The sequence below is a fragment of the Kosakonia oryzae genome (genome assembly GCF_001658025.2).
Classification (GTDB): domain Bacteria; phylum Pseudomonadota; class Gammaproteobacteria; order Enterobacterales; family Enterobacteriaceae; genus Kosakonia; species Kosakonia oryzae.
Genome location: NZ_CP014007.2, coordinates 2,169,573 through 2,182,143, shown reverse-complemented (window position 1 = coordinate 2,182,143; position 12,571 = coordinate 2,169,573). Strand labels below are relative to the sequence as shown.

Annotated in this window: 13 protein-coding genes; 3 read left to right on the top strand and 10 right to left on the bottom strand. The window is 54.9% G+C overall.

The annotated features are described in order from the left end of the window. Positions 1-41: 41 nt before the first annotated feature. The 3 genes from lpxM to znuA form a co-directional block, all read right to left on the bottom strand. The gene (gene lpxM, locus AWR26_RS10470) at positions 42-1,013 is read right to left on the bottom strand and encodes a lauroyl-Kdo(2)-lipid IV(A) myristoyltransferase (RefSeq protein WP_064565638.1); all 972 of its coding nucleotides are present in this window, start codon (positions 1,011-1,013) and stop codon (positions 42-44) included. A 130-nt stretch (positions 1,014-1,143) separates the two neighbouring features. After that, complete coding sequence (gene mepM, locus AWR26_RS10465) at positions 1,144-2,469, bottom strand: murein DD-endopeptidase MepM (RefSeq protein ID WP_071892677.1); 1,326 nt, start codon at positions 2,467-2,469, stop codon at positions 1,144-1,146. A gap of 15 nt (positions 2,470-2,484) precedes the next feature. Then, positions 2,485-3,429, bottom strand: a complete 945-nt coding sequence (gene znuA, locus AWR26_RS10460; RefSeq protein WP_064565634.1) for a zinc ABC transporter substrate-binding protein ZnuA — start codon at positions 3,427-3,429, stop codon at positions 2,485-2,487. 78 nt (positions 3,430-3,507) lie between these two features. Between znuA and znuC the strand changes: the two genes are divergently transcribed. Both znuC and znuB read left to right on the top strand, forming a co-directional pair. After that, complete coding sequence (gene znuC / locus AWR26_RS10455; RefSeq protein ID WP_035887496.1) at positions 3,508-4,263, top strand: zinc ABC transporter ATP-binding protein ZnuC; 756 nt, start codon at positions 3,508-3,510, stop codon at positions 4,261-4,263. Beyond that, entirely contained in the window at positions 4,260-5,045 is a 786-nt protein-coding gene (znuB, locus tag AWR26_RS10450) for a zinc ABC transporter permease subunit ZnuB (RefSeq protein WP_064565632.1), read from the top strand. Before znuC ends, znuB begins: the two co-directional genes overlap by 4 nt. Before the next feature lie 85 nt (positions 5,046-5,130). Here znuB and ruvB read toward each other — a convergent pair whose 3' ends face one another. The 3 genes from ruvB to AWR26_RS10435 all read right to left on the bottom strand — a co-directional run bounded on the left by ruvB (position 5,131) and on the right by AWR26_RS10435 (position 7,742). Next, positions 5,131-6,141, bottom strand: a complete 1,011-nt coding sequence (gene ruvB / locus AWR26_RS10445) for a Holliday junction branch migration DNA helicase RuvB (protein WP_064565630.1) — start codon at positions 6,139-6,141, stop codon at positions 5,131-5,133. An 8-nt stretch (positions 6,142-6,149) separates the two neighbouring features. Beyond that, positions 6,150-6,761 (bottom strand): Holliday junction branch migration protein RuvA, encoded by a 612-nt coding sequence (gene ruvA / locus AWR26_RS10440; RefSeq protein WP_064565628.1) that lies wholly within the window; start codon positions 6,759-6,761, stop codon positions 6,150-6,152. A gap of 99 nt (positions 6,762-6,860) precedes the next feature. Beyond that, positions 6,861-7,742: an SDR family oxidoreductase gene (locus tag AWR26_RS10435; protein WP_064565626.1), complete on the bottom strand. Its 882-nt coding sequence runs from the start codon at positions 7,740-7,742 to the stop codon at positions 6,861-6,863. Positions 7,743-7,837: 95 nt separating this feature from the next. Between AWR26_RS10435 and AWR26_RS10430 the strand changes: the two genes are divergently transcribed. After that, complete coding sequence (locus AWR26_RS10430; protein WP_064565624.1) at positions 7,838-8,656, top strand: helix-turn-helix transcriptional regulator; 819 nt, start codon at positions 7,838-7,840, stop codon at positions 8,654-8,656. Between the two features lie 25 nt (positions 8,657-8,681). On the opposite strand, the gene ruvC is transcribed toward AWR26_RS10430, so the two are convergent. The 4 genes from ruvC to aspS form a co-directional block, all read right to left on the bottom strand. Then, positions 8,682-9,203: a crossover junction endodeoxyribonuclease RuvC gene (ruvC, locus tag AWR26_RS10425; protein ID WP_007371581.1), complete on the bottom strand. Its 522-nt coding sequence runs from the start codon at positions 9,201-9,203 to the stop codon at positions 8,682-8,684. A 37-nt stretch (positions 9,204-9,240) separates the two neighbouring features. After that, positions 9,241-9,981 (bottom strand): YebC/PmpR family DNA-binding transcriptional regulator, encoded by a 741-nt coding sequence (locus AWR26_RS10420; RefSeq protein WP_007371580.1) that lies wholly within the window; start codon positions 9,979-9,981, stop codon positions 9,241-9,243. 145 nt (positions 9,982-10,126) lie between these two features. After that, positions 10,127-10,570, bottom strand: coding sequence for a dihydroneopterin triphosphate diphosphatase (gene nudB / locus AWR26_RS10415; protein WP_043953206.1), 444 nt, complete (start codon positions 10,568-10,570; stop codon positions 10,127-10,129). 1 nt (position 10,571) lies between these two features. Beyond that, positions 10,572-12,350 (bottom strand): aspartate--tRNA ligase, encoded by a 1,779-nt coding sequence (gene aspS / locus AWR26_RS10410; RefSeq protein ID WP_064565622.1) that lies wholly within the window; start codon positions 12,348-12,350, stop codon positions 10,572-10,574. Positions 12,351-12,571: the final 221 nt, after the last annotated feature.

The following is a 12,571-nucleotide window of genomic DNA, read 5'->3' as shown; positions in this document are numbered from 1 at the left end:
CAGCCAGAAAAGTAGAAGGCCTCTCGCTGGAGAGGCCTTTTTTATCTCTTCGGGAACAGTTCTTTACGCTTATAGGGCTCTGTTTCGCCGGGTTTGCGCGTTTTTAGCAGCTTCAGGATCCAGGTGTATTGCTCCGGACGAGGTGTGACAAATACTTCCACCTCTTCATTCATGCGTCTGGCGATCGTGTTGTCGTCCGCTGTCAGCAGATCATCCATCGGCGGCCGCACCTGGATAATCAGACGATGCGTTCTGGCGTCATAAACCGGGAACAACGGTACAACACGTGCGCGGCAGACTTTCATCAGGCGACCAATGGCCGGAAGCGTTGCTTTGTAGGTGGCAAAGAAATCGACAAACTCGCTGTGCTCCGCGCCGTGATCCTGGTCCGGCAGATAGTAGCCCCAGTAGCCCTGGCGCACCGACTGGATAAAAGGTTTAATGCCATCGTTGCGCGCATGCAAACGCCCACCAAAACGGCGACGCACAGTATTCCAGACATAATCAAAGACCTTATTGCCTTGGTTATGGAACATGGCCGCCATCTGCTGCCCCTGTGAAGCCATCAGCATCGCCGGAATATCCACGCCCCAGCCGTGCGGCACGAGGAAAATGACTTTCTCGTTGTTACGTTGCAATTCATCGATGATGTATTTGCCCTGCCAGTCGACGCGCGGCAACACCTTTTCCGGGCCACGGATCGCCAGCTCCGCCATCATGACCATTGCCTGAGGCGCAGTAGCAAACATCTCATCAATAATGGCTTCCCTTTCAGCTTCGCTTTTTTCAGGAAAGCAGTAGAGCAAATTGATCTGTGCGCGACGACGCGCGCTTTTGCCAAATTTCCCGGCCAGACGGCCCAGTTTTCCCAGCAGGGGATCGCGTACCGACGGCGGAACCAGCGCTACGCCAGCAAATGCCAGTACGCCCAGCCACGCGCCCCAGTTACGCGGGTGGCGGAATTCACTTTCGAACTCCGGAATATATTCACTGTTATTTTTTTTCGTTTCCATGCATCGTCCGCAGGCCAGAAATCAAGTCACTCAGGATAAGGAGATAGTGTAGCGAGGCGTTATCTTTCACACAAAAGAAAAAGCCGGCGCGCAACACGCACCGGCTTCGAACGCATATTTGTTAAGCGAATCAGTCAAAACGCAGCTGCGGAATAACCTCTTTCACCTGCGACAGATAATCCGTGCGATCCGAACCGGTCAGCCCTTCGGTGCGCGGTAGTTTTGCCGTTAACGGGTTGACAGCCTGTTGGTTGATCCACATTTCATAATGCAAATGCGGCCCGGTGGAACGTCCGGTATTACCCGACAGAGCGATGCGATCGCCACGCTTCACTTTCTGACCCGGTTTTACCAGCAGTTTACGCAGATGCATATAACGGGTTGTGTAAGTACGACCGTGGCGGATAGCAATGTAGTTCCCCGCTGCGCCACTGCGTTTTGCCACCACAACTTCACCGTCGCCAACAGCAAGCACTGGCGTGCCTTGCGGCAGAGCAAAATCGACGCCTCTGTGCGGTGCAACGCGGCCAGTTACTGGATTCAGACGGCGCGGATTAAAGTTTGACGAGACGCGGAACTGTTTCGCAGTCGGAAAGCGCATAAAGCCTTTTGCCAGCCCGCTACCATTGCGATCGTAAAATTTGCCGTCTTCGGCGCGAATGGCGTAGTAATCTTTGCCGTCAGAACGCAGGCGAACGCCGACTAACTGGCTCTGTTCCTGCTTACCTTCCAGCATTTCGCGGGACATCAGCACGGCAAACTCATCGCCTTTTTTCAGCTTACGGAAATCCATTTGCCACTGCATCGCTTTGATCACCGCGCTGACTTCAGCGCTGGTTAAACCGGCTTCACGGGCGCTGGCGACGAAGCTCGCGCCAACCGTACCTTTCATCACCGAATTCACCCAGTCGCCCTGCTGTATCTCGCTGCTCATTTTAAAACCGCCATCGACGCGGTCATACGTGCGGGTTTCGCGGCGGGACATCTCCCACGTCAGGCGTTGCAGATCGCCATCAGCGGTGAGCGTCCATGAGAGCTGTTGACCGATCTTCAGGTTGCGCAGTTCCTTATCGGCAGCGGCAAGCTGGCTGATATCGCCCATATCAATGCCGTACTGGTTGAGGATACTGCTGAGCGTATCGCCGGTAGAAACCACATATTCGTGAACGCCAACTTCATTGGCGGTTTTATCATCCAGTTCATCTTGCGGGATATCATCCACATCATCAGAAGTGGTTTGATCAATAGGTTCGCTGGCTTCCGGCAGCAACGAGCGGATTTCATTTTTCGGCAGCTCAATCGCTTTCACGATTGGGGGTGTGGCTTCGGGATGATAAACGTAAGGCCGCCAGACGGCGACCGTGAGTGTAAGAACTGTAAGCGACCCCAGCAAGACACGGTGGGGTCGGGGCAGATTGTTAAATGCCAGAGCGACAGAGCGGGCTATCTGTTGCACGTATTCACTTCCTCGTTATTCTCCTTTCAGGCAGCTCGCATACTGCTGAGCCAGTTGGGTAAGGAACTGCGGATAGCTCTCTTTGCCCAACTTGATACTGATTCCAAGTGGATCCAACGTTCCCATTCGAACGGATGTCCCTCTGGCAACAGCTTCAACGACCGCTGGCCTGAACTGTGGCTCAGCAAAAACGCACGTGGCTTTTTGCTCAACCAACTGTGTTCTGATTTCATGTAAACGCTGCGCACCAGGCTGAATTTCGGGATTGACGGTAAAGTGCCCCAATGGGGTCAGCCCGTAGTGTCTTTCAAAGTAGCCATAGGCGTCATGAAAAACGAAATACCCCTTCCCTTTCAGCGGTGCCAGCTCGTTACCAGCTTGCTTATCCGCCTGAGTTAATGATGCCTCAAAGGCCTGCAAGTTGGCGTCAAGCCTGGCTCGACTTTGCGGCATAACTTCCACTAATTTATCGTGGATTGCAACCGCCGACAGCCGCGCAATCTCTGGGGAAAGCCACAGATGCATGTTGTAATCGCCGTGATGGTGATGCTCGTCACTTTTTTCGCCATCGTGGTGATCTTCACCATGCCCATGTTCGTCTTCATCGGCCCCTTTCATCAGCAGCGGTTTTACACCGGCAAGCGCGGCCATCGATACCTGTTTCTGCTCAGAAATTTTTTGTACGGAACGCGCCATAAAGGCTTCCATCTCCGGGCCGACCCAAAAAACTAAGTCCGCGTTTTGTAAGCGTTTTACATCTGAAGGACGCAGTGAATAATCATGCTCGGATGCACCATCTGGCAGCAGCACTTCAGTAGTCGTCACTCCGTCGGCAATGGCAGAAGCGATAAATCCTAATGGTTTGAGTGAAGCCACCACAGCGGCATTAGCGGTTTGTGCTGTACCAGCGAGAAGAGCAGCAGATAGCGCTGCGCAAAGAAGCGTATTTTTATGTAACATAATGCAACTGTTCATCGTAATGAGTGTGTGGGGTGTGATATTATAACATCCGACAACTTGTGCAACCTGTTAAATGCTATGACGAATCTTGTAACGCTCGAAAATGTCACCGTTGCTTTTGGTCAACGGCGCGTCCTGTCTGATATCTCGCTCAACTTACGCGCAGGAAAAATTTTAACCTTGCTCGGCCCCAATGGTGCGGGTAAATCTACGCTGGTGCGCGCAGTGCTGGGCCTGGTAGCACCGGATGCAGGGATGATCAAGCGTGAAAAGAACCTGCGTATCGGCTATGTGCCGCAAAAATTGCATCTTGACGCCACATTACCGCTGACGGTAGGCCGCTTTATGCGTTTACGCCCCGGCACCCGCAAAGACGACATTATTCCGGCGCTGAAACGCGTACAGGCTGCACATCTGGTAGATGCTCCGATGCAAAAACTTTCCGGGGGCGAAACGCAGCGTGTTTTGCTGGCTCGCGCCCTGCTTAACAGCCCGCAGCTTTTGGTGCTGGATGAACCCACCCAGGGCGTAGACGTTAATGGCCAGGTCGCGCTTTACAATCTGATAGATCAACTGCGTAAAGAACTCAACTGTGCAGTACTGATGGTTTCTCACGATCTGCATCTGGTGATGGCGAAAACGGATGAAGTCCTGTGCCTTAACCACCATATTTGCTGTTCAGGTACGCCAGAAGTGGTTTCGATGCATCCGGAATTTATCTCTATGTTTGGGCATCGCGGTGCGGAACAGCTTGGCATTTATCGCCATAACCATAATCACCGCCACGATCTGCAGGGCCGGATTGTTCTGCGCCAGGGTAATGGACACTCATGATTGAATTATTACTGCCCGGCTGGCTGGCCGGGGTTTTGCTCGCCTGCGCTGCCGGGCCGCTGGGCTCATTTGTCGTCTGGCGACGGATGTCCTATTTTGGCGACACGCTGGCGCACGCATCTTTACTTGGCGTTGCATTTGGTCTTCTGCTGGATGTGAATCCCTTTTACGCTGTCATTGCCGTGACGTTACTGCTGGCAGTTGGTCTGGTGTGGCTGGAGAAACGCCCGCAACTGGCGATCGATACTCTGCTCGGTATTATGGCGCACAGTGCGCTATCTCTCGGTCTGGTCGTGGTCAGTCTGATGTCGAACATTCGCGTCGATTTGATGGCTTATCTGTTTGGCGATCTGCTGGCGGTGACGCCGGACGATCTCATGGCTATTGCTACTGGCGTGGTGGTGGTGCTGGCGATCCTGCTCTGGCAGTGGCGCAACTTACTGTCGATGACCATCAGCCCGGAGCTGGCATTTGTTGACGGCGTGAAGCTGCAACGGGTCAAGCTGTTGCTGATGCTGGTTACCGCCCTGACCATTGGCGTCGCCATGAAATTTGTCGGCGCACTGATCATCACTTCACTGTTGATTATCCCGGCTGCGACAGCGCGTCGATTCGCGCGAACACCAGAACAGATGGCGGCGATTGCCGTAGCCGTCGGAATGATTGCGGTCACCGGCGGTCTGACTTTCTCCGCCTTCTACGATACGCCAGCCGGCCCGTCAGTCGTGCTGTGCGCGGCGCTGCTGTTTATCTTTAGCATGACGAAGAAACCCGTTAACTAACGATTATCGGGCGCAGCTGGCTAAGATCATCCGTTGCTGCAACTGATATAAAAGGCCGGAAGCAGACGCTTGCCGGCCTTTTTGTTTATGGCATTTCCGGTGGGGTGATACCAAAGTGATTCCAGGCCCGCACGGTCGCCATGCGCCCACGCGGTGTCCTCTGTAAAAATCCTTGCTGAATCAAATACGGTTCCAGCACATCCTCAATCGTTTCCCGCTCTTCGCCGATTGCCGCAGCAAGATTATCCAGCCCGACGGGACCACCGAAGAATTTATCAATCACTGCCAGCAGAAGTTTACGATCCATATAGTCGAACCCTTCTGCATCAACATTCAGCATATCCAGCGCTTTCGCCGCGATTTCAGCGGTAATATCGCCATTATGTTTCACTTCGGCAAAATCGCGCACGCGGCGCAGCAGGCGGTTGGCGATACGCGGCGTACCGCGAGAACGACGCGCCACTTCCAGTGCGCCCTCTTCGCTCATCTCCAGCCCCATATAACGGGCACTGCGACCGACAATATGTTGCAAATCGGCCACCTGATAAAACTCCAGCCGCTGCACAATACCAAAACGGTCACGCAGCGGCGAAGTCAGTGACCCCGCGCGCGTAGTCGCGCCGATCAGCGTAAAAGGGGGAAGATCGATCTTAATGGAACGCGCCGCCGGGCCTTCACCGATCATGATATCCAGTTGGTAATCTTCCATCGCCGGATAAAGCACTTCTTCCACCACCGGTGAAAGACGGTGAATTTCATCGATGAACAGTACGTCGTGCGGTTCGAGGTTAGTGAGCATCGCCGCCAAATCGCCCGCCTTTTCAAGCACCGGGCCGGAAGTGGTGCGCAAATTAACGCCCAATTCGTTGGCGACAATATTCGCCAGCGTGGTTTTTCCAAGGCCGGGAGGACCAAAAATCAGCAGATGATCGAGCGCGTCGCCGCGCAGTTTTGCCGCCTGGATAAAAATCTCCATCTGCGAACGAACCTGCGGCTGGCCGATATACTCATCGAGCATTTTCGGGCGAATAGCGCGATCAACAACCTCTTCCACATCAGTACTGGCAGGGGCCACCAGACGGTCTGCTTCAATCATCCTCTACCTCACAACGCCGCGCGCAGCGCTTCACGGATCAGGGTTTCACTGTTGGCATCCGGGCGGGCAATCTTGCTGACCATCCGGCTGGCTTCCTGAGGTTTATATCCCAGCGACACCAGCGCAGCAACCGCTTCCTGCTCAGCGTCGTCCGCTGCCGGGCTGGCCGGAGAGGTGAGAACCAGATCGACCGCAGGAGTGAAGAGATCGCCATGCAGACCTTTAAAGCGGTCTTTCATTTCGACAATCAAGCGCTCGGCGGTCTTTTTACCGATCCCCGGCAATTTGACCAGCGCAGCGGGATCTTCGCGTTCGACGGCGTTAACGAATTGCTGTGCTGACATGCCGGACAAAATCGCCAGCGCCAGTTTCGGCCCGACGCCATTCGTTTTAATCAGCTCACGAAACAGCGTGCGTTCCTGCTTATTGTTAAAGCCGTACAGTAACTGCGCATCTTCACGCACCACAAACTGGGTGAAAACCGTCGCCTCTTTACCGGCATCCGGCAATTCATAAAAACAGGTCATCGGCATGTGCACTTCATAACCCACGCCTCCCACTTCCAGCAGAACCAACGGGGGTTGTTTTTCTACAATAATGCCTCTGAGTCTGCCTATCACGTGACGCTCCTGCGCTATGGGCTAAGGTGTAATGCTGTATCATAAAAAAAGGCTGGATAGATATCCAGCCGAATATTGAAAGAAAAGCGCGAGGGCGGTTCAGGAATGGGCGTAATACGCCTCATCGCTCAGATCGTCTAACAGCGTACGCTGCGTTGGCTGCCAGCCCAGCACCTGGCGAGTCTGTTCGCTTGATGCTGACATCTCCCCGGCCGCAAAATTAGCGAACCAGCCAAAATGAGCGGCTTCACGCGGTTCGGCTGGTAAACCTAGCATTTTGCCGATAGCAATGGCGATATCGCGCATAGCAATCGCCTCTTCCGCGACCGCGTGATAAACCGGCTGTGTGACGCCACTTTCCAGCGCCAGCCGGTAGACCTTCGCTGCATCAATCCGGTGTACCGCCGCCCAGTGATTATCCGCCCCGGCAGGCCAGGCGGCGACGCCAGTTTGTTTTGCCAGGGCGATCAGAATGGGTACAAAGCCGTGATCGCCGACGCCGTGCACGGTGGGTGCCAGGCGGATACTCGCCGCGCGTACGCCTTTTTCAGCCAGCGCCTGCGCCGCCTGTTCGGAACGACGAAGATAGTCCGGCCCTTCGCCCGGCTTGTCTGCTTCCGTTGCCGGGCGGCCCTGCGACAGCCTTGCCAGCCCCGACGTCACCAATAACGGGCGTTCGGAGCCGAGTAACGCCTCTCCCAGTACTTCAATTGCGCGTTGATCCTGTGCGCAATTCTGCGCAAAGCGCGAAAAATCATGATTAAACGCAGTGTGGATCACAGCATCGGCTTTTGCCGCCGCCGCAAAAAGAACGTCATGATCGTCCAGCGTTCCATGAACCACTTGCCCGCCGGCGGCAAGCAGTGCCTGCGCCTTGTCTGCATTTCGCACCAGACCACTTACCTGGTGCCCGGCGGCCAGTAACTCAGCCGCCACTGTTGCGCCGACCCATCCGGTCGCGCCAGTCAGAAAAACATGCATGCGTGTGCCTCCTGATGTTGACTCGCGCCGTTATCCTTATAAATATCCGTGATAGAGAAAAGTAGTGACTTTATCGTGGTATAAGGACTAACAGGATGCAGAGCGTTACTCAGCCAAAAGATCTGGGCAGTTACCTGAAATCCCGCCGCGCGCAGTTGGATCCCAACGCGCTGGGATTTCACACCGCACGCCGACGCACGCCGGGGCTGCGGCGGGAAGAAGTCGCGCATCTGGCCTGCATTAGCGCCACCTGGTATACCTGGCTTGAACAAGGACGCGGTGGTACACCCTCGGCAGAAGTGCTGGACAGAATTTGCCAGGCGCTGCGCCTTTCCGAACGGGAACGGGAGCATGTTTTTCATCTGGCTCTCGGGCGCGCTCCGGGCATACATTACGCGGCAACCGGCACAGTGACCGAACGGCTGCAAAAGGTGCTGGACTGTATGCCCATCAGCCCGGCGGTGATCCGCAATGCCACCTGGGATGTGCTGGCATGGAACAAAGCCGCCACCGTGGTGTTATCCGATTACCCCACATTGCCCGTGCAGGAGCGTAATATTCTGCGCCGTATTTTCCTTAATCCGCAGGCTCGTGCTGCCCAGAGCGACTGGTACGCGCTGGCGCGCTATCTGGTGGCGGCGTTCCGTGCTGATGCGACCCGTGCAGGTGCATCGGTGGAGATCCGCCCTCTGGTAGAAGAGTTGAGTTCTGCCTCTCCTGAATTTGCCGCGCTATGGCAAAGCAATGATATTGGCGGGATGGGAGAAGGCACCAAAATTCTGCTGCACAGGAATGTCGGCAAGTTATCGCTGGAGTATTCGAGTTTTTCTGTGGAAGGACAACCCGATTTGACGATGGTGGTTTATAACCCATCGGAGGAAGAGGATGCGCAGAAAATTCGCTCGCTGTTATAAAAAAAGCGCCGTTAACTGGCGCTTTTTAACGTAATCTTCCGCGGGCAAGATTAAGCCGCGTACTGCTCACCTGTAAGGCGTTCTGACTGACATGGCAATGCGTAATGGCAATTGCCAGCGCATCAGCGGCATCCGCCTGCGGATTGGCCGGAAGCTTCAGCAAGGTTCGCACCATGTGTTGCACTTGGCTTTTTTCCGCGCTGCCAATACCGACAACCGTCTGTTTGACCTGACGGGCAGCATACTCAAAGACGGGGAGATCCTGATTGACGGCGGCAACGATCGCCACGCCGCGCGCCTGCCCAAGTTTCAGCGCTGAATCGGCATTTTTCGCCATAAACACCTGTTCGATGGCGAAAAAATCCGGCTGAAACTGGGTGATGATTTCCGTCACGCCTGCGTAAATGAGCTTGAGGCGCGACGGTAAATCCTCGACCTTCGTGCGAATGCAGCCGCTGCCAAGGTAGGTCAGTTGCCTTCCAGTCTGGCGGATCACACCGTAACCGGTGACGCGCGAACCCGGGTCAATACCGAGAATAATCGCCATTATGCGCCTCCGGCCAGGGGTGGTTTAGTCAGCGACATTACAGCGTCGCCGCAACCTCATCGGAGATCTCACCGTTATGGTAGACTTCCTGCACGTCGTCGCAATCTTCCAGCATATCGATCAGACGCAGCAGTTTCGGCGCAGTTTCTGCATCCATATCAGCTTTGGTAGACGGGATCATCGACACTTCAGCGTTGTCCGCTTTCAGGCCAGCCGCTTCCAGCGCATCGCGCACGGCACCCATCTCTTCCCACGCGGTGTAGACGTCGATAGCGCCGTCATCAAAGGTCACCACGTCTTCAGCACCGGCTTCCAGCGCCGCTTCCATGATGGTGTCTTCGTCGCCCGCTTCAAAGGAGATCACCCCTTTTTTGCTGAACAGATAAGCCACGGAACCGTCAGTCCCCAGGTTACCACCGCATTTGCTGAAAGCATGACGCACTTCGGCAACGGTACGGTTGCGGTTGTCACTCAGACATTCAACCATTACCGCGGTGCCGCCAGGGCCGTAACCTTCATAAATGATGGTTTCCATATTCGCGTCGTCATCGCCGCCCACGCCGCGCGCGATAGCACGGTTTAAGGTGTCGCGGGTCATGTTGTTGGACAACGCTTTATCCACCGCCGCGCGCAGACGCGGGTTGGAACCGATATCGCCGCCGCCCAGACGGGCAGCCGTAACCAGCTCGCGAATGATTTTGGTAAAGATCTTACCGCGCTTGGCATCCTGTGCTGCTTTGCGGTGTTTGGTGTTGGCCCATTTACTGTGACCTGCCATAAAAAACTCTCCAATAAAGCCATTTCCCTTCGCCTTTCAGCCTCAGAAGCATTGACAACCCCATCCGTACCAGCCGCTTACCGAAGCAAGCTTCTGGCGACGTGCGGGTTTGCCGCCTTCCTGAGAACTAAAATTCCGGGGAAAATTAGTCGGCGTTAATAACAAATTCTTCAATCGCCTGCCGGTTGCTCCATGATTTGGTTAATGCCGCCGCTGCGGGGGCATCAAGCCAGCGGTACGTCAGATGTTCGGTAAAAACAATCGGACGTTCATGGGGCAGCGCAAGACAAAACCAGGATTCGGTATTGTGCGTTACGCCCGGCGCATAGCGATGACGTAAATGACTAAAGATTTCATACTCCACCGTGCGCTGACAGTCGACTAAGGTCAGTTGCTCGCAGACAACATCGATTTCGACCTCTTCCTTTACTTCACGCAGGGCGGCTTGCGTTGCGTTCTCCCCCGCTTCCAGGCTGCCGGTTACCGACTGCCAGAAATCGGGATCGTCGCGTCGCTGCAACATCAGCACCCGTTTCGTGTCCTGCGCGTAAATTACCACCAGCACGGAAACGGGATGCTTGAATGGCATCTTATTTATTCTCCGGGGTCTCTTTTTTGACCACCGCAATGCCCAGTTCCGCCAGCGCGGCCGGGTTAGCGAAACTCGGCGCTTCGGTCAGTAGACAGGCTGCCGCCGTGGTTTTCGGGAAGGCAATAACGTCACGGATGTTATCGGTACCGGTCAGCAGCATGGTCAGACGATCCAGGCCGAATGCCAAGCCCGCATGCGGCGGCGTACCGTATTTCAGCGCATCAAGCAGGAAACCAAACTTCTCGCGCTGTTCCTGCTCGTTAATCCCCAGGATGCTGAACACGGTCTGCTGCATTTCGCCGCTGTGGATACGGACAGAACCGCCGCCCACTTCGTAACCGTTGATCACCATATCGTAGGCGTTAGCCACCGCATCTTCCGGCGCCGCTTTCAGCTCGGCAGCGGTCATGTCTTTCGGCGAGGTGAACGGATGGTGCATCGCCGTCAGACCGCCTTCACCGTCATCTTCAAACATCGGGAAGTCGATAACCCACAACGGAGCCCACTTCGCTTCGTCTGTCAGATTCAGATCTTTACCGAGCTTCAGACGCAACGCGCCCAGCGCATCAGCAACCACTTTCTTGTGGTCCGCGCCGAAGAAGATCATGTCGCCGTCCTGCGCGCCCGTGCGCTCAAGGATCGCGCTGACAATTTCAGCATTCAGGAACTTGGCCACCGGGCTGGTAATGCCTTCCAGGCCTTTCGCTGCTTCATTAACCTTGATGTACGCCAGGCCTTTCGCGCCGTAGATTTCAATAAATTTGCCGTAGTCGTCAATTTGTTTACGGCTAAGTTGTGCGCCACCTGGCACACGCAGCGCGGCAACGCGACCTTTTGCATCGTTTGCCGGGCCGGAGAAGACTTTAAATTCGACCGTTTTCAGCAGGTCAGCCACGTCCACCAGTTCCATCGGGTTACGCAGATCCGGTTTATCAGAACCATAGCGGCGCTCTGCTTCAGCAAAGGTCATGATCGGGAAATCCCCCAGATCAACACCTTTAATTTCCAGCCACAGCTGACGCACTAACGCTTCCATCACTTCACGCACCTGCGGCGCGGTCATGAAAGAGGTTTCCACATCAATCTGGGTAAATTCCGGCTGACGGTCAGCGCGCAGGTCTTCATCACGGAAGCATTTAACGATCTGATAATAACGGTCAAAACCGGACATCATCAGCAGCTGTTTGAACAGCTGTGGGGACTGCGGCAGCGCGTAAAATTTGCCTTTATGCACGCGCGAAGGTACGAGGTAGTCGCGTGCGCCTTCCGGCGTGGCTTTCGTCAGCATCGGCGTTTCGATATCGAGGAAGCCGTGATCGTCCATAAAGCGACGCACGAAACTGGTGATTTTCGCACGGGTTTTCAGGCGCTGCGCCATTTCCGGACGACGCAGATCGAGATAGCGATATTTCAGACGCGCTTCTTCGGTGTTGACGTGGTTGGAGTCCAGCGGCAGCACATCGGAACGGTTGATGATGTTCAGTTCAGTGGCGAACACTTCAACTTCGCCGGTAGCCATATCTTTGTTGACGTTTTTCGCGTCACGGGCACGAACGGTACCGGTAATCTGAATACAGAACTCATTACGCAGTTCAGAGGCGAGCTGGAACGCATCCTTACGGTCCGGGTCGAAAAACACCTGCACGATGCCTTCACGATCGCGCATATCAATAAAGATAAGGCTACCGAGGTCACGACGACGGTTGACCCACCCACAAAGCGTTACTTGCTGCCCCACATGGGACTGATTAAGCTGCCCGCAATATACTGTACGCATGAGATATCCCTTAAATTAGCTGCGCGCGACCTGTCACCTGCGCGGCAGGCATTCTGGTGGCAGCTATTTTCGTATGTCACTACTGGATGAAAAAAGGGGGCTATTATACTGGAAATTCTGACCAACGATAAGCCCGCTACTGACTGTACGCACGTTTGCTGCGCGCTTATTGCGCATTCTCACAAAAATTAACAAAATTTCTACACCGCGCTGGCGTGCAG